This is a genomic window from Streptomyces sp. NPDC017890 (genome assembly GCF_044328675.1).
Classification (GTDB): domain Bacteria; phylum Actinomycetota; class Actinomycetes; order Streptomycetales; family Streptomycetaceae; genus Streptomyces.
Window position 1 is genome coordinate 26,994 of the sequence record NZ_JBIRHU010000031.1, and the last position, 19,089, is coordinate 46,082.

Below are 19,089 nucleotides of genomic sequence, written 5' to 3' on the forward strand. Positions count from 1 at the left end.
GATCCAAGTCCGAGCAAAGCCGGTCGAAGCGACTGATCGGCGCAGCGGTCACGGTACGGGACTACGGGAGGACAACACATGGCGTGGCTGCTGGTCATAGTGGCCGGGGTGCTCGAAACCGGCTTCGCCGTATGCCTGAAGCTGTCGCACGGCTTCACCCGGCTCTGGCCCACCATCGCCTTCTGCGTCTTCGCGCTGGGCAGTTTCGGCCTGCTTACCATGTCCCTGAAGAAGCTCGACGTCGGCCCCGCGTACGCGGTGTGGACCGGCATCGGCGCGGCGGGCACCGCCATCTACGGCATGATCTTCCTCGGTGACCTGGTCTCGACGCTGAAGATCGTGTCGATCAGCCTGGTCATCATCGGCGTGATCGGACTGCAGCTGTCGGGCTCGGCGCACTGACGCGTTCGCCGTCACTCCGTCAACCGGCGCGGCAGGGCGGCGCGTACGAGTTCCGCCACCCCGCGCTCCGCGGGCGGCGCCGCGACGCAGGACAGGGCGAGGCGTACGGCCAGTTCGCAGGAGCGGGCCAACTCGGTGGCGTCCGGCCGCGGAAACGTGCCGCCGCCCTTCAGGACGGCCACGGCACGGTCGCGCACGAGGGCGACGAAGTCGCCGGGCGAGGGCAGCGGGCCATCGGCCCGGCGCTGGGCCGGCACGGCCGAGGACGACGCCACCGCGGTGAGGGCCGGGGAGGGCAGGCGCTCGCTCCAGCAGCCGGTGAGCATGGCCCGCACCAGCGCGTTCTCCCGGGCGACGGACGCGGTCCACTCGGCGGTCGCGGTGAGCCGCTCGTACGGGTCGCCCCCGGAACCGCCGGCGAGGGCGCGCTCCACGCCGGCCAGGTATCCGTCCGCCTCTCTGCGGACGAGCGCCCGGGCCAGGCCGTCCTTGCTCCCGAACTCGTTGTACAACGTCTGCCGGGACACCCCGGCCGCCGCCGCGACGTCCACCATCCGCACAGCCGACCACGGCCGGCGCGCCAACGCCGTACAGGCGGCATCGAGCAGGGACTCCCGGGCTGCAGGCACCATCGCCTCCCTCGGACCGAGCGACCTGGTGCCCAGGTTTGACGGGCCCGGGGGCACTGTCAAGAGCCTTCGCGCATGCCGTCGGCCGAGGTCGGTCGCACCCCGCCACGCCGGGCCGCGCACCCACCTCCGCCCCGTCCCGGCGGACCCGCACCCCGCCGGGCACCGGGCCGCGGGCCCACCCGGCGCCGGCACCCGCTCCCCGCCCGCCGAACCCCTGGTGGCCCCGCGCCACCCCCGGCAGATACCGTGACCGCATGGCCGACTACCTCGACGACCTCCGCCTCGCCCACGTTCTCGCGGACGCCGCCGACGCCGCGACGATGGAACGCTTCAAGGCCCTCGACCTGAAGGTCGAGACCAAGCCGGACATGACCCCGGTGAGCGAGGCCGACAAGGCCGCCGAGGAACTCATCCGCGGCCACCTCGCCCGCGCACGCCCCCGCGACGCGGTGCTCGGCGAGGAGTACGGCGTCGAGGGCACCGGCCCCCGCCGCTGGATCATCGACCCGATCGACGGCACCAAGAACTACGTGCGCGGCGTCCCCGTCTGGGCCACCCTGATCGCCCTCACGGAGGCGGGCGACGGGGGCCCCTCCCGCTCGAGCGAATTCGGGAGCGGGGGAGGCTGCCGTCCCGTCGTCGGCCTCGTCTCCGCCCCGGCGCTCGGCCGCCGCTGGTGGGCGGTGAAGGACCACGGCGCCTTCACCGGCCGCAGCCTGACCTCGGCCTCCCGGCTGCGGGTCTCCCAGGTCTCCGCGCTCTCCGACGCCTCCTTCGCGTACTCGTCGCTTCAAGGCTGGGAGGAGCAGGGCCGGCTCGACGGCTTCCTCGACCTGACCCGGGAGGTGTGGCGCACGCGCGCGTACGGCGACTTCTGGCCGTACATGATGGTCGCCGAGGGCTCGGTCGACATCTGCGCCGAACCCGAGCTCTCCCTCTGGGACATGGCCGCGAACGCGCTCATCGTCACGGAGGCCGGCGGCACCTTCACCGGCCTCGACGGCCGCCCCGGCCCGAACAGCGGCAACGCGGCGGCGTCGAACGGCCGGCTGCACGACGAGCTCCTCGGGTACCTCAACCAGCGCTACTGAGCGCCTCCCTGACGCACTCCGCACGCCCTTCGCCCGCCCGCTCGTCCGCCCCCTTGTTGACCCGTGCTTTACCTGTCACTCTGGGAGTCCCCCACTTGTGAACTTGTGAATCCATGAACCAACTCATGGATCACGGCAGGAGGTGGCTCCACCCATGCTCGTCCGCGAAGCCATGAGCACGGTCGTCCTCACCATCGGCCCCGCCCACACCCTCCGCCAGGCCGCCGCCCTGATGTCCGCGCGCCGCGTCGGCGCGGCCGTGGTGTACGACCCCGACGCCGACGGCATCGGCATCCTCACCGAACGCGACGTCCTCGTCTCGGTCGGCCTGGGCCAGGACCCGGACACCGAACGCGCCCACGCCCACACCACCACCGACGTCGTGTTCGCCGCGCCGTCCTGGACCGTGGAGGAGGCGGCCCGGGCGATGGCGCACGGCGGCTTCCGCCATCTCATCGTCCTCGACCGCGGTGAGCCCGCCGGCATCGTCTCGGTGCGCGACATCATCCGCTGCTGGGCACCGGCACGGTCGCGGCACGAGACACCGGCGGTGACCGCCTGACGGCAGTCCGTCCGGCGCCACTGCCGGTGACCCTCCCGGTTTCACTCCCGCGACACGACGAACGGGCCGGACCCCCGTCTCCGGGGATCCGGCCCGCCGCTACGACAAGCGGTCCAGTGCTGGACGTCAGCCGCGCAGGGCCTGGACCGCGGCCTCCAGCCGCTTGCCGAAGTCACCGTCGGCCTGACGGAAGTTGTTGACCGCGCGCTCGATGATGTCGTCGCGCGAGACGCCGGAGAGGGCGCCGGCCAGGTTGTTGATCAGCCGCTCCTTCTCCTCGTCCGTCATCAGCCGGTAGAGGTTGCCCGCCTGGACGAAGTCGTTGTCCTCGGCGTGCGACGGAGTCGCGGTCTCGCCGGTGACACCGGAGACGGCGACCGGCTGCCACAGGGGCTTGTCCGTCTGGAACGGGCCGCCGAAGCTGTTCGGCTCGTAGTTCTTCGCACCCTTGTGGCGGCCGTCGTACAGGTAGCCGTCACGGGAGTTCGTGCGCGCCTCGGTGGCGTGCGGACGGTTCACCGGCAGGTGGTCGGCGTTGATGCCGACGCGGTAGCGGTGGGCGTCGCCGTAGCCGAACAGACGGCCCTGGAGCATCTTGTCCGGGGACGGGCCGATGCCGGGCACGAAGTGCGCCGGGGAGAAGATCGACTGCTCGACCTCGGCGAAGATGTTCTCCGGGTTGCGGTTGAGCTCCAGCTTGCCGAACTCGATGACCGGGTAGTCCGCGTGCGGCCACACCTTGGTCAGGTCGAACGGGTTGAAGCGGTAGTTCGCGGCCTCGGCGACGGGCATGATCTGCACGCCGACGGTCCAGGACGGGAAGTCGCCGCGCTCGATGGCCTGGCGCAGGTCGCGCTGGTGGGAGTCGGGGTCCTCACCGGCGAGCCTGTCGGCCTCGGCCTGCGTGAGGCACTTGATGCCCTGGTCGGTCTTGAAGTGGTACTTGACCCAGAAGGCCTCGCCGGCCTCGTTGTTCCACTGGTAGGTGTGCGAACCGAAGCCGTCCATGTGGCGGTACGACGCCGGGATACCGCGGTCACCGAACAGCCAGGTCACCTGGTGCGTCGACTCGGGCGACAGGCCCCAGAAGTCCCAGACGTTGTCCATCTCCGTCGAACCCGTGTAGGGGTCGCGCTTCTGCGTGTGGATGAAGTCCGGGAACTTGATGGCGTCCCTGATGAAGAACACCGGGGTGTTGTTGCCGACGAGGTCGTAGTTGCCCTCTTCGGTGTAGAACTTCAGCGCGAAACCGCGCGGGTCGCGGACGGCGTCCGCCGCGCCCAGGTTGCCGGCCACGGTGGAGAAACGGAGGAAGGTCTCCGTCTCCTTGCCGACCTCGGAGAGGAACTTCGCCCGCGTGTACTTGGTGACATCGGCGGTGACCGTGAAGGTGCCGTAGGCGCCGGCGCCGCGGGCGTGCACGACACGCTCCGGGATGCGCTCACGGTTGAAGTGGGCCAGCTTCTCCAGCAGGAGCTGGTCCTGGACGAGCACGGGGCCGCCGATGCCCGCGGTCTCACTGTTCTGGTTGTCGGCTACCGGAGCCCCGGCCTCCGTAGTGAGCGGTCCCTGAGTCACGTACGCCTCCTGCGCCAATCCTGCAAAACCTGTCCCTTGGCTAATGCCGCTCCCGATCCTACAATGGACAATGTCTAAGTCAAGTGAGACTCCAAAGTCACACACGTTCGGGACCTGGTCCCCCTTGCTGTTAGGCTGGCCTGTATGAGTGACCTACTGGAACGGCTGCGTGGTCGCGGATGGCGCATGACCGCGCAACGGCGCGTCGTGGCCGAGGTCCTCGACGGCGAACACGTCCACCTGACGGCCGACGAGGTACACGCCAGGGCCGTGGACAAGCTCCCCGAGATCTCCCGGGCGACCGTCTACAACACTCTGGGCGAGCTGGTCTCACTCGGTGAGGTCCTGGAAGTCGCGACGGACAAGCGCGCCAAGCGCTACGACCCGAACGCGCACCAGCCGCACCACCACCTGGTCTGCGCCCAGTGCGGCGCGATCCGCGACGTCCACCCGGTCGGCAACCCGCTGGCGGACCTCCCCGACTCGGAGCGCTTCGGCTTCACCGTCTCGGACGTCGAGGTGACGTACCGCGGAACCTGCCCGAACTGCGTTGCGGCGTAATCCCTTCCACTCGCACGAGCGCCCCGGCCCCGATGGGAGCCGGGGCTTTCGCGTGAGAGCGAGCTTCGCGTGAGAGCGAGCGCAGTGAACGTCAAACACACCGAGGGCCGGAACCCTTTCGGATTCCGGCCCTCGGTCTTCAGTAGCGGGGACAGGATTTGAACCTGCGACCTCTGGGTTATGAGCCCAGCGAGCTACCGAGCTGCTCCACCCCGCGGCGATGAATGGAACATTACGTCAAGCCCACGACGGGAAGCAAATCGCCCCGTAGCTGCGGGCAGTCGCGGCCGCCGTAGCTGCGGGCAGTCGCGGCCGCCGTAGCTGCGGGCAGCCGTGCCGCTGGGGCGGCGCGGGTGGGCGACAGGGGTCCCCCGCTCGGGCGCAGCCGAGAGCGGGGGAGGCACCCCGCCGGCGCCGGGCCGCGCGACCCGCCCCCGCCCCAGCGACAACGCCCGCCCTCCACCCGCACACCAACCCCAGCCAGCGCAGCGTCACGCGTCACGCCGACAGCTCCTGCCGCAACGCGTCCCGCAGCCGAGCCGCCCGCTCCCCCACTTCCCGCGGCCCCAGCGACACCGCCCGGTCGGCCCACCGCTGCCCCTCGGCCAGCTCCCCGCGCCGCGCGCAGACCAGCGCCAGCCGAAGCGCCGCCCGCCCGTGGCCGGCGTCGGCCGCCCGGCGCCACCACACGACGGCCTCCGGCTCGCTCCCCTCCCGGGCCAGCAGCAGTCCGAGGTTGAACGCGCCGTTGCGCGACCCGGCCTCGGCCGCCTCCCGGTACCACCGCGCGGCCTCCACCACGTCGCCCCGCGCCGCGGCCAGCATCCCGACCCGCACCTGGGCCCGCCGGTGCCCCTGGGAGGCCGCCCGCTCGTACCACTCCTCGCACTCGGACTTCTCCTGTGCCGTCTCGCCCAGCTCGTGCGCCGGCGCGGGCGGGCGGCGCGCGTCCAGGACCGTCGCCAGGCGGTACGCGGCCTCCGCGCTGCCGCCCCCCGCCGCGCACCGCAGGAACCGCTCGGCCTCGCGCTCGTCCCCGTCCCGCAGACGCGCCATCCCGACCTGCAGCGCCGCCTCGGTGTGCCCGGCGGCCGCGGCCCGCTCGTACCAGCGCAGCGCCGCCCGCTCCTCGTCCCGTCCGGCGTGCAGGATGCCGAGGTTGAACGCGGCGTCGACGCTGCCCGCCTCGGCGGCCTTGGAGAACCAGGGCTCGGCACCGGTCTCGTCCCCGCCGCGCAGCAGCAGGATGGCCAGCGCGTTGGAGGCCTCCCGGTGCCCGGCGTACGCGGCCCGCCGGTACCACTGCTCGGCCTGCGTGGTGCGCCCCTGTTCGGCGCAGAGCAGCCCGAGGTTGTACGCCCCGTTGTCGTCCCCGGCGTCCATCGCGGCCCGGTACCAGCGCTCGGCGGTCTGGGTCTCGCCGCGCTCGGCGTGCAGCGCGCCCAGCGCGTTGGCGGCGTTGCCGTCGCCGTCCTGCGCGGCCCGCAGCCACCACACGGCGGCGCTCTCCGTGTCCCCGGCGTCGCGCAGCAGGAAGCCGAGCGCGCAGGCCGCGCGGGCCTCGCCGTCCTTGGCCGACGTGAGGTACCAGCGGCCGGCCTCCTTGAGCTCGCCCCGCTTCTCCAGGATCGTCCCGAGGTGCAGGGCGGCCCGCCGGTGGCCGCGCGCGGCGGCCTGCCGGTACCACTGCTCGGCCCCCTCGGCCACGGGGGCCGCCGCTCCGTCTCCGCCGTCACGGTCCCGCCCGGCACCCCGGTCCAGGGTCCGCGCCAGCCGGTACGCGGCCTCCCGGTGCCCGCGCTCGGCCGCGGCCCGCATCCACCGCTCGGCCCCGGCGTCGTCACCGCGGTGCTCCAGCAGGTCGGCGAGTGCGTAGGCGCCCAGCACATGGCCCTGCTCGGCGGACTGGCACAGCCAGTACTCGGCGGCGGGTTCGTCCCCGCGCTCGCGGAAGTGCCGCCCCAGTGCGTGGGCGGCCGGGGCGGACCCGGCGACGGCGGCGATCCGCCACCACCCGGCGGCGTCGTCGGCGTAACCGCGCTGGTGCAGCAGCACGCCCAGGTTGTTGGCGGCGGCCCGGTCACCGGCCGCGGTGGCGGCACGCAGATACGACTCGGCTCCGTCGAAGTCGCCGCGGCGCAGCAACATCGCGCCGAGGACGCTCATCGCCTCGACGTCACCGGCGTCGGCCGCGAGCCGCCGGCGTACTTCCTCGGCGGCCTCGTCCGCGGCTTCCTGGGCCTCGTCCGCGCTCTCCTCCTGACCGGACGGCTGGGCAAAACGCCCTGTCCCGAACAGATTTGCCATGTCCCCCATAACGTCCATCGTCGCACCACCTGCAACCTGGGTACATCCGGTATACCGCAGCCAGTGAGGTCACTTCAGCGTTTTGTCGACATGCCCACAGGGAGACAAGTCAAACACAGATCTCCCCAACTCCCCTTGGCGGCGCGGCCGTAGACACCACCGGCACATGCGTTCGCACATCACAAAGGCCCGGATCCCTTTCGGAATCCGGGCCTTCGTGGTCGTTCGCCCATGGCTCACGACTTCAGTAGCGGGGACAGGATTTGAACCTGCGACCTCTGGGTTATGAGCCCAGCGAGCTACCGAGCTGCTCCACCCCGCGCCGTTGTGTTCACAACTCTAACACGGCGCGGGATGGGCTTTGACCAGCTCGAACGCCCGCCTCGAAGCAGCGGGGTCAGCCGCTGTCCGAGCCTCCACCGGAATCTCCGGTCGGGGTCGGCCCCGGACCGGCCTTGCCGTCCTCGGCCTTGTCCCCGGTCTTGTCGTCCCCGTTCTTCCCGCCGGCGCTCTCGTCGGCCTTGGCCTGCGCCGCCTCGGCGCGCTGCAGGGCCGCCTCGAGGTCCTTCTGGGCCTTCGCGTACGCGGCCAGGTCCTTCTGCTCCAGGGCCTTCTGGCCGGCGTCGAAGGCCTTCTGCGCGTCGCTCAGCGCTTCCCGGACCGTCGGGTTGGTGGACGTCGGTGGTGGCTCGGTCGTGCCCTCACCCTCGTCCGCCGGCGGCTCCGGCGTGGAAGCCTGCGCTCCGAAGACCTTGCTGAGCGCCTCGTCGAGCGTGTCCTCGAAGGCGGTGGCGCCCCCGTAGCTGACCAGCACCTTGCGCAGCAACGGGTACTTGAGATCGCCACCGCGTACGTAGACCGGCTCCACGTACAGCAGTCCGCCGTCGAGCGGCACCGTCAGCAGGTTGCCGTACTCGACCTCGGAGTCGCCGCCTCTGAGCAGCCTGATGGACTCGGCGATGTCCTGTTCGGAGTTGAACTGGCTCTGGACCTGTTTGGGCCCGTTGACGGTGGTGCTCGTCGGCAGCTTCAGGATTCTGATCTTGCCGTAGCCCTCGGTCCCCGCCTCGGCGTCGACCGCCATGAACGCGCTGAGGTTGTCTCGTCCGTTGGGCGTCAGCGTCGTCGTGAGCGAGAACGCCTGCTTGTCCTGATCGGGCATCTTCATGCTCAGGTAGTACGGCGGCACCGCGTCGCCCGACTTGTTGGTCGGGTCATCGGGCACCTGCCACACCTCGCTGCCGCTGAGGAACGTGTTGGCGTCCTTCACGTGGTAGCGCGTGAGCAGCTCGCGCTGGACCTTGAACAGGTCCTGCGGGTAGCGCAGATGCGCCATCAGCTCGCCGGAGATCTCGCTCTTGCCCTGCACGGTGTTCGGGAACGCCTTCATCCAGGTCTTGAGGACCGGGTCCTTGGTGTCCCACTGGTAGAGCTTCACGTCGCCGCTGTACGCGTCGACGGTCGCCTTCACCGAGTTGCGGATGTAGTTGACCTGGTTCTGCTGGGCCACCACCGCGCGCTGGTCGTTCGCCGCGGTCAGCGAGTCGGCGGTCGTGTCACCGAGCGTCGTCCGCGAGGCGTACGGATAGCCGTTCGTCGTCGTGTACGCGTCGACGATCCACTGGATACGGCCGTCCACCACCGCGGGATAGGCGTCGCCGTCGATGGTCAGCCATGGGGCGACCGCCTCGACGCGCTCCTTGGGCGTCCGGTTGTAGAGGATCTTCGACCCCTCACCGATCGCACCGGAGTAGAGGATCTGCGGCTCGCTGAACGCCGCCGCGTATGCCGCCCGGTTGATCGGGTTGGACAGGTCGACCCCGCCGTCACCCTTGTAGCTGAACGTCTTCTCGCCGCTGTCGTCGGAGTAGTCGATCTCCTTCTGGGGACCGCCGACGATCGAGTACGTGGTGGTCTTCTCACCGTAGTAGATCCGCTGCTCGTACGTGCCGAGGTCGCCCTCGGACGGCAGGTTGGACTCGGTGAAGACCGGGCGGCCCTCGGCGTCGACCTCGGTGCCCTTGGCCGCGACCACGCCGTAGCCGTGGGTGTAGCGGAAGTGGTTGTTGATCCAGTTCTTCTTCGGGATGCCGGCCAGGTTCAGCTCGCGCAGACCGATGACCGTGTCCTGGTCCTTGCCGTCCTTGGCGTAGCGGTCGACGTCCAGGTTGTTCGGGAACGCGTAGTAGTTCCGCATCTGCTGGAGCTGCTGGAACGTCGGCGAGATGACGTTCGGGTCCATGATCCGGATGGACGCGGCGGCATCCACGTCGTCCCGGAGCTTGGTCTTGTCCTGGGTCTGGCTCACGCCCGGGTACTCGGTGACCTGGGTGCCCGCGATGCCGTAGGCGTCGCGCGTCGCCTTGAGGTTCTTCTCGACGTACGGCGCTTCCTTGGCCTGCTCGTTCGGCTGGACCTGGAACTTCTGCACGAGTGCCGGATACAGGCCGCCGATGAGGATGGCGGAGAGCACCATCAGACCGAAGCCGATCACGGGCAGCTGCCAGGTGCGCCGCCAGATGGTGGCGAAGAACAGCAGCGCGCAGATGACGGCGATGCAGAACAGGATCGTCTTGGCCGGCAGGTAGGCGTTGGCGTCGACGTACCTCAGACCCGTCCAGCTGTCGGTCGCCTTGAAGTCACTGGACTTCACCGCCAGCCCGTACCGGTCGAGCCAGTAGGCGACCGCCTTGAGGGCGACGAAGACGCCGATGAGCACCGACAGGTGCCCGGTGGCCGCGGCCGTGGCGCGCGCACCCGGGCTGGTGACGCGGAGCCCGCCGTACAGGTAGTGGGTGAGCGCGGCGGCGATCACGGAGATGATCACGGCGGCGAAGCCGAAGCCGAGCAGGAACCGGTACCAGGGCAGGTCGAAGGCGTAGAACGAGACGTCCAGCTTGAACTGGGGGTCCTTCTGCCCGAAGGACACCCCGTTGACCCACATGAGCCAGGTCCGCCACTGACCGGACGCGGAAGCGCCGGCGATCAGACCGACCAGGGCGGTGATGCCGAGCAGCAGCCACTTCTTGTACGGGGCGATGCCCATGCGGTACCGGTCGAGGTTCTGCTGCTCCATCGACATGGCGCTCAGCGGCGGCCGCAGCCGGTGGGCCAGCCAGATGTTGAACCCGACGGCGAGCGCCATCAGCAGGCCGAAGACGAAGAAAAGCCCGATCTTGGTCCACAGGGTCGTCGTGAACACCGACGAGTAGTGGACCGACCGATACCAGAGCCAGTCCGTCCAGAACCCGGCGAACATGGTGAACGCCATGCCGAGCACGGCGAGGACACCCAGTGTCATCAGCAGGATTCGGACACGCCGGGACGGGCGGCCCACTCTGATCCGCGGCCCCGTCGGGGGGCCTCCGCCGCGGTCCGGCATCTGGAAAGCCAAGGTGCGCACCTCGAAAGTTCGCTGTTGATCCGTCAGGCCCTCGGGTTCGCGGGCCCCCCGTGCGCCCCCGTGATCGTGGGCCCACACCTATGCAACTTACTCATCGTTTACTCGGTTCCCGATTCGGGCCATGAACGAGGCAGGATTGTGACCATGTCCAACACCCCCATGGCAGCGAGCCCCCTCACCCGGGCCGTACTCGAGATCGACGAGTACGTCTCCGGACTCGGCTGGGACCAGCCCGCACGCCTCTTTGCACTTGTCGACACCGCCCGGCTCCGGGCCGATCAGCCCTCACTCGCGGACCGGCTCGGTCTGCAGGACGAGTCGGAGAGCTCCGGCCTGACCCCGATCGAGCAGGACGAAGTTCCAACGGACCAGCCGCTCGACGAGTTCCTGGGCACCATCGCCTGGCCCGACGCGGTGGTCGGCTGCGCCCTCGCCGTGGAGCGCCTGATGCTGCCGCCGTCCGCCGAGGCCCAGGTCCCCGAGGGCCTGAACGAGACCAAGCTGGCGCGGTGGGTGGCGGAGCACCCCGACCGCCAGGAGGTCCGCATGACGGTCGCGGTCCTGCGCGACGGCGCCCGCGACTCTGCCCTGCGGCTGCGCGAGAAGGACGCGGCCACGGAGGTCCTCACGGGCTCCGACCTGGTGCCGGGGCTGGCCCAGGCGCTGACGGCGACCTTCGAGGAGTAGCCCCTCGGGGCTCTAGGCGGCCGCTCGGACCGTCATCCGGTCGTGCACTTCGGCAGGTCCGATGTCGTCCCCGAGCGGATGTCCTTCAGCGCGCCGAGGGCGTCGTCGATGGTGTCCACCTTCACGAGGGTGAGCCCGTCGGGGATGTCCTCGGCGGCGGCCGCGCAGTTGTCGGCGGGCGTCAGGAAGTACTGGGCGCCCTTGTCGCGTGCGCCGATGGTCTTCATCCCGATGCCGCCGATCGGGCCGACCTTGCCGTTGTCGTCGATCGTCCCGGTGCCGGCGACGAACTTGCCGCCGGTCAGGTCGCCCGGCGTGAGCTTGTCGTAGATGCCGAGGGCGAACATCAGACCGGCGCTCGGGCCGCCGACGTCGGCCAGCTTGATGTCGATGGAGAACGGGAACGTGTGATCGGTCCCGGCGGCGATCCCCACGATGGCGCGCTTCTCACCGGCGTCGTCCGAGGCCGCGGTGGTGATCGTGACCTCCTGCGTCGCGGTGGGCGTCCGCCCCTCCTTCTCCGCGGCGGCCTGCTCCTTGGCGGGCACGATCGTGAAGACGACGTCCTGTCCGGGCTTGTGCTCGGTCACCAGCTCGGCGACGTCCGCGGGCTTCTTGACGGCCGTGCCGTCCACCGCCTTGATCACGTCTCCGGCGTGCAGCCTGCCCTCGGACGGCGAGTCCTTGACGACCGTGGAGACGACCACCCAGGACTTCACCGGGATGTCGAGTGCCTTGAGGGCGGCGACCTTGGCGCTCTCCTGGGACTGGCTGAACTCCTCGGCGTTCTCCTGGGTGGCCTCTTCCTCGGTCTTGCCGTCCGGGTAGAGGGTGTCGTGCGGCACCACGCGGTTGTCGTGTGCCAGCCAGCCGTAGACCGCTTCCACGAGGTTCATCTGGTACTCGGCGCTGGTGACCCGGACGGTGGTCATGTTCAGATGGCCGCTCGCCTCGTAGGACTCGCGCCCGTCGATCTGCAGCACCGGCTCGCCGTCGTGATCCCCGAGGGTGTTCACCGTCGGCCCCGGAGACATCTCCGAGTAGGGCACGGGAATGAACACACCCGCGCACAGGAGCGCGATCAGCATCAGGGTGGAGGCGAGCATCGTCGCGGTGCGGCGTGGCATGGCACGACAGTACGGGACTGGGCTGTCAGAGCACCGTCAGGGCTGCACCGTCCGGTCAGGGCCCGGTGCGGGGCCTTTCCATGGCCTCGCGGAAGCGGGCGTACCCGTCCAGCTCGGGCCCGTCGCTCCGCGCCTTGCGGGTCCTGTTGGCCCAGCTGCCCCACAGACCCGCGCCGACAGCAGCCACAAGCGGAATCAGCAACCAGGCAAGTGCTGCCATGTCGACCTCCCAACCCCATGAGCGTCCGCCACTGACTGATCAGCAGATTAACCATCCGCAGTGACAACGCTCACGCCGGGGGGTCGGTTACGCAACCGGAGTCACGGGAGCGGTGCCGCTCTCAGCAGGCGCCGACCCACTCCTCGGTACCGTCCGAGAAGGTCTGGTGCTTCCAGATGGGCACCTCGTGCTTCAGGTCGTCGATCAGCTTCCGGCAGGCGTCGAAGGCCTCGCCCCGGTGCGGGCAGGACACGGCGACGACCACGGCGAGATCCCCGACCTCCAGATCCCCCACCCGGTGTACCGCCGCGAGCGCCCGTACGGGGTACTCCGCGACGACCTTCTCGGCGATCCGCCGCATCTCCGCCTCGGCGCTGGGGTGGCACGAGTACCCGAGCCGGTCGACGTCTGTCCCGCCGTCGTGGTTGCGGACCGTCCCGACGAACAGGGCGGTCCCGCCGGCCGCGTCGTCTCCGACGGCCCGGAAGACCTCGTCCACGGAGAGAGGTGTCTCCCGGATTCCGATCAGCTTGACGGGGTCCGGCGCGGCCAGTTCACCGGGGTGGTCGTTCGTGGTTGCCATGCGCCCATCGTGCCCCACCACGCGGACGGCGTGGAATAGCGCTATCACCCGGCACGCGCGCGTACCGCTTTGGAGCCTTCTACAGGACCCGCGGCCGGTGTGCGGGCGGGAGAAGGCCGGGCGCGGCGCCGCGTCCGCCTCAGATCCGCCGCCGGACCTTCCGCGCCCGTCGTACCACCGCGGCCGCGCCCAGCAGGGCCACCGTCGCTCCGGCGGCTCCCGCCGCGGTCGCGTCCTTGCGCCCGAGGCGCCGCCCGGCGACCGTGTGCCGCCCGGAGACCTCCTCCAGCAGCTCCGCGAGCACCTCCTCGTTGGTGTACTTCGGCCGCCATCCGGCGTCGTGCAGCCGGCTGCCGCTCACCACCCAGGGGTACATCGTGTACGCCAGGTCCCCGGCCGGAGAGGGCGTCAGCCCGATGCGGTGCAGCCGGGCCGCCGCGCCGAGCGCGACCGCCGACGGCAGTTCCATCCGACGGATGCCGCTGAGCTCCTCGACCTCTTCCTGCTCCAGCCAGCCGTCGCAGCCGACGGCCAGTTCCCCGTCGGCCTTCTCCAGCACGGCGTACTCCAGGGCACTGCACAGGTCGTCGACGTGGCAGAACTGCCAGGCCGGGCGCGACCCGGCCACGACAAGCAGCCGCGGCGACTCGAAGTACCTGGTCAGCGCGGTGTCCATGCCTCCGACCAGCACCGCCGGCCGGACGACGGTGACGTTGAGGCCGGGATGCGCCCGAGGTGCGCGACGCGCGAGCCGCTCGATCTCCAGCAGGTCGCCGACCCCGGTGGCCTCAGCCGTGGCGCGCAGTTCGGCGTCCTCGGAGAGCGGCAGCTCGTTGTCGGGGAGGGCGCCGTAGACCATCGCGGAGGTACACAGCACGACACGGTGCACGCCGGCCGCCGCCGCGGCGGTCAGGACGGTCTGCGTCCCCCGGACGTTGTAGGCCGTCCGGGCGGCGGCGTCGGTCTCCAGATCGAGGTCGAGTGCCAGGTGCACGACCACGTCCGCACCACGCAGTTTCTCGGCGATGGCCGGGTCCCGTACGTCCAGAATGTGCCACTGTGCCGCGGCGCATCCGCCGCGTCGTTCGTCGATGGCCACGACCTGTCTGACCTCGTCGGACGCGGCGAGCCGCTCGGTGAGCAGCGCCCCGACCCCGGACGCGGCACCGGTGACCGCGACGACGGGTCCGCGCGCGCCGGGGCGGGAGGAACTGGTTGACTGGTTTCGCGCTGCGCGAACCTGCGGATCTGGGGAACTCACCGGGCGTCTCCAGCGGTTGTCTTCAGTACGGGCGCGAGCGACGCGTACGTACCAGGTGGCATCCATCCTGCCGCAGGCCGTCAGTCGGCGAAGCACCGAGGCCCGAACCGCCCCGGGTGTCTACGCTGGGTGGTGATGTCGGGCAGCCGTGCCGCCGGAAAGAACCGGCGGCCCTACCAGCCGAGGAACCCCGTGAGTGACACCCCATTCGGATTCGGCCTTCCGCCGGAGGAGCCGGACGACGGCGACGAGGGCAAGAAGAAGGACCAGCAGGGCGGCGGTGGTCAGGGACCGGCCAACCCGTTCGGATTCGGGCCCGGAGCCGGCGGCCTTGGCGGCCCCGGCGCGGACAACCCGTTCGCTGCCATGTTCGGTTCCATGAACCCCAACGACCTGGGCGCCGCGTTCCAGCAGCTGGGCCAGATGCTCTCCTACGAGGGCGGCCCGGTGAACTGGGACATGGCCAAGCAGATCGCCCGCCAGACGGTCTCCCAGGGCACGCCGGACGGCACGAAGGACGCCAGCATCGGCCCCAGCGAGCGCACCGCCGTCCAGGAGGCAGTCCGCCTGGCCGACCTGTGGCTGGACGACGCGACCGCCCTGCCCTCCGGCGCGGGCACCGCGGTGGCCTGGAGCCGCGCGGAGTGGGTCGAGGCGACCCTGCCCGCCTGGCGGGAGCTCGTCGACCCGGTCGCCGAGCGCGTCGGCACCGCCATGGGGGACGTGCTGCCCGAGGAGATGCAGGCCATGGCCGGCCCGCTGATCGGCATGATGCGCTCCATGGGCGGCGCCATGTTCGGCACGCAGATCGGGCAGGCCGTCGGCGTCCTCGCCGGCGAGGTCGTCGGCTCGACCGACGTGGGTCTGCCGCTCGGCCCGGTCGGCAAGGCCGCGCTGCTGCCAGCGAACATCGAGGCGTTCGGCAAGGACCTCGGCGTGTCCCAGGAGGAGGTGCGGCTGTATCTCGCCCTGCGTGAGGCCGCGCACCAGCGCCTCTTCGCGCACGTGCCGTGGCTGCGCTCGCACCTGTTCGGCGCGGTCGACGGCTACGCCCGCGGGATCAAGGTCGACACGGCCAAGCTGGAGGACGTGGTCGGCCAGTTCGACCCGCAGAACCCGGAGCAGTTGCAGGAGGCTCTCCAGCAGGGCATGTTCCAGCCGGAGGACACCCCGGAGCAGAAGGCCGCCCTGGCCCGTCTGGAGACGGCTCTGGCACTCGTCGAGGGCTGGGTGGACGCGGTGGTGCACACCGCCGCCAAGCCGCGCCTGTCCTCCGCCGACGCACTGCGCGAGACGCTGCGCCGTCGTCGGGCCTCGGGCGGCCCGGCGGAGCAGACGTTCGCCACGCTGATCGGCCTGGAACTGCGCCCGCGCCGCCTGCGTGACGCCTCCCGTCTGTGGGCGTCCCTGACGGACGCGCGCGGGGTCGACGGCCGGGACGGCCTGTGGGCCCACCCGGACATGCTGCCGACCGCGACCGACCTGGACGACCCGGACGGCTTCGTCCACCGTGAGCAGCTCGACTTCTCCGAGCTGGACAAGATGCTCGGCGAGGCAGCCGGCAAGCCCGACCTGAAAAAGAAGAACGAGAAGGGCCAGGACGAGGCCGACGGCAAGGGTGACGACGCCGGGTGAGCCTCCACGACGACGCGGTCCTGGTCCTGAAGGACCACGAGGGCCAGGACGAGCTGCGTCAGGTGTACCTGGACCACCTCGCGGCGCACCCGGACGGCCTGTGGAAGGCCTGCGGGGACGGGCACATCACAGCGAGCGCGCTCGTGATCGACCCTTCTCGCGAGCGGGTCCTGCTGACCCTGCACAAGAAGCTGCGCATGTGGCTGCAGATGGGCGGCCACTGCGAGCCGGCCGACGAGACGCTGGCGAGGGCGGCTCTGCGCGAGGCGACCGAGGAGTCGGGCATCGCAGGCCTGGCCCTGGCCCCGGGCGGCCCGGTGCGGCTGGACCGCCACCGCACGCCGTGCGCCTGGCACCTGGACGTCCAGTACGCCGCGGTGGCTCCCGAGGGGGCCGTGGAGGCGATCAGCGACGAGTCCCTCGACCTGCGCTGGTTCCCGTACGCGGAGGTCCGGGACGTGGCCGACGAGTCGGTCGTACGCCTGCTCGAGGCAACCCGCGCCCGGCTCTGAACCCGTAAGGGGTGACCGCCCATTGCGATCACCCCTTACCGGACTGCGCGTACCGGGCTGCGCTCCGCGCTCAGCTCCAGACGTTCCCCTGGTTCTGACCACGGGCTCCCTGCTGCCCCATGCCGTACTGCGCGGCAACACCCTGCCCGAGCTGGGCGTTCTGCGGCGGCAGCAGTTCACTGGGCTGGACGAGCGCGAAGCCGCTGCCCATGAAGTTGAGCTCCCAGCCCTCGCCGGTGCTGCCGCGACGCCGCCACACCCCGGAGGAGTGCGTCTGGGCCTGCATCTGCACCCGCAGGCCGGTGGACCAGGCGACGATCGCGTCGGCGTCGCAGTTGACGTACTTGTCGGGCGTCACCTGCATCAGCAGCGGGGCGCCCGAGGTCATCAGGGCGACCTTGCCACGGCCGGTGATGTTGAGCTGGTACTTCCCCGAGCCGGAAATGCCGTACAGGCTGTCGACCGCGATGACCTCGTGGTGCAGGGACGAGTCCATCGCCAGCACGTAGCTGCTGTCGACGGTGAGACCGTCCTGGTCGACCTCCATCACGTGGATGCACTGGGCGAGGTTGGCGAAGAAGACCGTGCCCTGCCCGTGGCAGCGCATCAGGTCCAGGCCCTCACCGGTGTGCGCACGCGCGCGTGACTGGTTGTTGTTCTGGTACTCGGCGTCGAACTCGACGAGCCCCTGGTAGGCGACCATCGTGCCCTTGCGGGCGAGCACGTCGTCGTGGCCCTCCAGGGCGACGCGGAGCATGTGCTTGTTCTGCAGGCTCCAGGCTTCCTGGCTCTGCTGGTCGTTGTAGGCGAAAAGCGGGCTCTGCATGATGTTCTGGTCTCCCCCTCAGCCCCGGACCCGGAGGCGGTCGGTGCTGTCCTCGCTGGGCTGGACGACGACGATGCCCTGACCGGAGAAGGCCATCTGGTAGGCCTCGCCGCTGCCGCGGCCGATCAGCGACTGTGCCTTGAAGCTGCGCTTGCCCTTCACCTTGAGGTTCGGGGACCAGGCGACGAGCGCGTCCGGGTCGACGTACGTCTCGTCCTCACCGCCGCCGCAGTCGACCACGATCGGCTTGCCCCGGGAGGTGAGCGCGACCCAGCCCTGACCGGAGATCTTGGTGTTCCACAGGCCCTGACCGGCGAACTTCGCCAGGCCCTTGACCCGCTCCACACCCCAGGTGAGGTGGGCGTCGAAGGCGAGCAGGTTGGTCGCGTTGACGGAGATCCCGTCGCCGTTGAGGTTGATGACGACGACGTTGGCGCCGTAGTCGGCGAGGTAGAGCAGGCCGTCGCCGGAGCACTTCATCAGCGGCGCGCCCTCGCCGGTGGCCCAGTCGCGGGCGATCTGGCGGACGGCCGGCGGGTTGGGCTCGTACTGGACGAAGCCCTCGTAGGCGGTCATCGAGCCCACGCGCGCGAGGAGGTCGTTCCCGGTCTGCATGGCGACCTTCAGCATGTGGTTGCCGTGGTTCTCCATGCGGGCGGTGACCGGTGCGGGAGCATAGCCCGCGAGCGGCTGGTTCATGTCGGGCTCTCCCTCAGATCTCGTACGGCTGGACGACGACGAAGTTGCCGGGCGCCGCCCGGAACTGCAGGTTGACGCTCTCGCCCGTGTCGCCCGCGTAGGAGTTGCGGCGCATGCGCACCTGGCTGGAGACGACCACCTGGGCGGCGGCCGACCAGGCGACCACGGCGTTGCAGTCGGCGAACGTGGTGGGCGTGACCGGCAGCACCACGGGCACGCCGTGCGTCTTGACGACGATCGTGCCGGTGCCCTGGAACTGCATCGTGAACAGCGCGCCACCGGGGATGCCGTGTCCCTCGATGCGGCGGACCTCGTACTGGAGGCTCTCGTCGAAGGCGAGGACGTTCTCCGCGGAGACGCACACGGCGTCGCCCTGGAGCTCGATGGGGTGCAGCATCGCGCTGTTGTCGGCGAGGAACACCTGTCCCTTGCCGGTGCAGCGCATCAGCTGCATCTCCTGGCCGGTGGCGTTGCCCACGACCCGGCCGGCGAATCCGGCGCCCTTGTAACTGAAGTCGACCTTGCCCTGGTAGAGCACCATGCTGCCCTGGCGGGCGAGCACGGGCTGGCCTTCGGCGCCGAGGTCGACACGGACGAGCTTCTTGTTCTGCTGGGTCCAGCGCTGCCCGGTCGCCGTCTCCTTGAACTGCTGGAGCGCGGCCATCACTCCGGCGCCCTGCGGCGCTCCCTGAGGCATGCCCTGCGGGGCGCCGAGGGGGGCCTGCTGGCCGTAACCGGGGGGCGGGGTGGGCTGGCCGTAGCCCGGCGGCGGGGTGGGCTGGCCGTAACCGGGGGGCGGGACCGGGGCCTGGGGGGCCTGGGGCTGGCCGTAACCGGGGGGCGGCGGGGCGGTCTGGCCGGACACCTGACCGTACGGCGGCTGCTGACCAGGCTGGCCGTAGCCGGGAGGCGGCGGGGCGGTCTGGCCGGACACCTGACCGTACGGCGGCTGCTGACCAGGCTGGCCGTAGCCGGGAGGCGGCGGGGCGGTCTGGCCGGACAC

The 19,089-nt window shown here is 70.7% G+C and carries 18 protein-coding genes and 2 tRNA genes; 7 read left to right on the forward strand and 13 right to left on the reverse strand.

Annotated elements, in window-relative coordinates; all coding sequences use genetic code 11:
• Positions 1 to 78 precede the first annotated feature (78 nt).
• Positions 79 to 402, forward strand: a complete 324-nt coding sequence (locus ACH4F2_RS31495) for a DMT family transporter (protein WP_386782913.1) — start codon at positions 79 to 81, stop codon at positions 400 to 402.
• Between the two features lie 11 nt (positions 403 to 413).
• On the opposite strand, the gene ACH4F2_RS31500 is transcribed toward ACH4F2_RS31495, so the two are convergent.
• The gene (locus ACH4F2_RS31500) at positions 414 to 1,034 is read right to left on the reverse strand and encodes a TetR/AcrR family transcriptional regulator (protein WP_398136157.1); all 621 of its coding nucleotides are present in this window, start codon (positions 1,032 to 1,034) and stop codon (positions 414 to 416) included.
• A gap of 254 nt (positions 1,035 to 1,288) precedes the next feature.
• Between ACH4F2_RS31500 and hisN the strand changes: the two genes are divergently transcribed.
• On the forward strand, positions 1,289 to 2,125 hold the full coding sequence (gene hisN / locus ACH4F2_RS31505; protein ID WP_398136158.1) for a histidinol-phosphatase: 837 nt from the start codon (positions 1,289 to 1,291) through the stop codon (positions 2,123 to 2,125).
• Between the two features lie 154 nt (positions 2,126 to 2,279).
• The gene (locus ACH4F2_RS31510) at positions 2,280 to 2,687 is read left to right on the forward strand and encodes a cyclic nucleotide-binding/CBS domain-containing protein (RefSeq protein ID WP_398136159.1); all 408 of its coding nucleotides are present in this window, start codon (positions 2,280 to 2,282) and stop codon (positions 2,685 to 2,687) included.
• Positions 2,688 to 2,813: 126 nt separating this feature from the next.
• On the opposite strand, the gene ACH4F2_RS31515 is transcribed toward ACH4F2_RS31510, so the two are convergent.
• On the reverse strand, positions 2,814 to 4,265 hold the full coding sequence (locus ACH4F2_RS31515) for a catalase (protein ID WP_398136160.1): 1,452 nt from the start codon (positions 4,263 to 4,265) through the stop codon (positions 2,814 to 2,816).
• Between the two features lie 144 nt (positions 4,266 to 4,409).
• Between ACH4F2_RS31515 and ACH4F2_RS31520 the strand changes: the two genes are divergently transcribed.
• Positions 4,410 to 4,826 carry a Fur family transcriptional regulator gene (locus ACH4F2_RS31520; protein ID WP_398136161.1) on the forward strand — a complete coding sequence of 139 codons (417 nt, stop codon included), beginning with the start codon at positions 4,410 to 4,412 and terminating at the stop codon, positions 4,824 to 4,826.
• A gap of 143 nt (positions 4,827 to 4,969) precedes the next feature.
• Here the strand turns inward: ACH4F2_RS31520 and ACH4F2_RS31525 are convergent.
• The 4 genes from ACH4F2_RS31525 to ACH4F2_RS31540 all read right to left on the reverse strand — a co-directional run bounded on the left by ACH4F2_RS31525 (position 4,970) and on the right by ACH4F2_RS31540 (position 10,515).
• Positions 4,970 to 5,043 (reverse strand) — tRNA-Met (locus ACH4F2_RS31525).
• 281 nt (positions 5,044 to 5,324) lie between these two features.
• Entirely contained in the window at positions 5,325 to 7,142 is a 1,818-nt protein-coding gene (locus ACH4F2_RS31530) for a tetratricopeptide repeat protein (RefSeq protein WP_398136162.1), read from the reverse strand.
• 239 nt (positions 7,143 to 7,381) lie between these two features.
• Positions 7,382 to 7,455 (reverse strand) — tRNA-Met (locus tag ACH4F2_RS31535).
• Positions 7,456 to 7,530: 75 nt separating this feature from the next.
• Entirely contained in the window at positions 7,531 to 10,515 is a 2,985-nt protein-coding gene (locus ACH4F2_RS31540; protein WP_398136195.1) for a UPF0182 family protein, read from the reverse strand.
• Between the two features lie 165 nt (positions 10,516 to 10,680).
• Here ACH4F2_RS31540 and ACH4F2_RS31545 point away from each other — a divergent pair, with 165 nt between their 5' ends.
• Entirely contained in the window at positions 10,681 to 11,223 is a 543-nt protein-coding gene (locus ACH4F2_RS31545) for a PPA1309 family protein (RefSeq protein ID WP_398136163.1), read from the forward strand.
• Between the two features lie 32 nt (positions 11,224 to 11,255).
• Here the strand turns inward: ACH4F2_RS31545 and ACH4F2_RS31550 are convergent, their stop codons facing one another.
• The 4 genes from ACH4F2_RS31550 to ACH4F2_RS31565 form a co-directional block, all read right to left on the reverse strand.
• Positions 11,256 to 12,350: a PDZ domain-containing protein gene (locus ACH4F2_RS31550; protein WP_398136164.1), complete on the reverse strand. Its 1,095-nt coding sequence runs from the start codon at positions 12,348 to 12,350 to the stop codon at positions 11,256 to 11,258.
• 55 nt (positions 12,351 to 12,405) lie between these two features.
• Positions 12,406 to 12,570: a hypothetical protein gene (locus ACH4F2_RS31555; protein ID WP_398136165.1), complete on the reverse strand. Its 165-nt coding sequence runs from the start codon at positions 12,568 to 12,570 to the stop codon at positions 12,406 to 12,408.
• A gap of 121 nt (positions 12,571 to 12,691) precedes the next feature.
• A complete protein-coding gene (locus tag ACH4F2_RS31560) occupies positions 12,692 to 13,153 on the reverse strand; it encodes a molybdenum cofactor biosynthesis protein MoaE (RefSeq protein WP_386308092.1) in 462 nt (153 codons plus the stop codon).
• A 139-nt stretch (positions 13,154 to 13,292) separates the two neighbouring features.
• A complete protein-coding gene (locus tag ACH4F2_RS31565) occupies positions 13,293 to 14,414 on the reverse strand; it encodes an SDR family oxidoreductase (RefSeq protein ID WP_398136166.1) in 1,122 nt (373 codons plus the stop codon).
• A gap of 192 nt (positions 14,415 to 14,606) precedes the next feature.
• On the opposite strand from ACH4F2_RS31565, the gene ACH4F2_RS31570 reads away from it, so the two are divergent.
• Both ACH4F2_RS31570 and ACH4F2_RS31575 read left to right on the forward strand, forming a co-directional pair.
• Positions 14,607 to 16,049 (forward strand): zinc-dependent metalloprotease, encoded by a 1,443-nt coding sequence (locus ACH4F2_RS31570; protein WP_398136167.1) that lies wholly within the window; start codon positions 14,607 to 14,609, stop codon positions 16,047 to 16,049.
• Entirely contained in the window at positions 16,046 to 16,561 is a 516-nt protein-coding gene (locus ACH4F2_RS31575; protein ID WP_398136168.1) for an NUDIX hydrolase, read from the forward strand. The genes ACH4F2_RS31570 and ACH4F2_RS31575 overlap by 4 nt, the downstream gene beginning before the upstream one ends.
• Positions 16,562 to 16,631: 70 nt before the next feature.
• Here ACH4F2_RS31575 and ACH4F2_RS31580 read toward each other — a convergent pair whose 3' ends face one another.
• The 3 genes from ACH4F2_RS31580 to ACH4F2_RS31590 all read right to left on the reverse strand — a co-directional run.
• On the reverse strand, positions 16,632 to 17,387 hold the full coding sequence (locus ACH4F2_RS31580; RefSeq protein ID WP_398136169.1) for an AIM24 family protein: 756 nt from the start codon (positions 17,385 to 17,387) through the stop codon (positions 16,632 to 16,634).
• A gap of 18 nt (positions 17,388 to 17,405) precedes the next feature.
• On the reverse strand, positions 17,406 to 18,086 hold the full coding sequence (locus tag ACH4F2_RS31585) for an AIM24 family protein (protein ID WP_398136170.1): 681 nt from the start codon (positions 18,084 to 18,086) through the stop codon (positions 17,406 to 17,408).
• A gap of 13 nt (positions 18,087 to 18,099) precedes the next feature.
• Positions 18,100 to 19,089 (reverse strand): AIM24 family protein (locus tag ACH4F2_RS31590; RefSeq protein WP_398136171.1); only part of this gene is annotated, 990 nt, incomplete at its 5' end.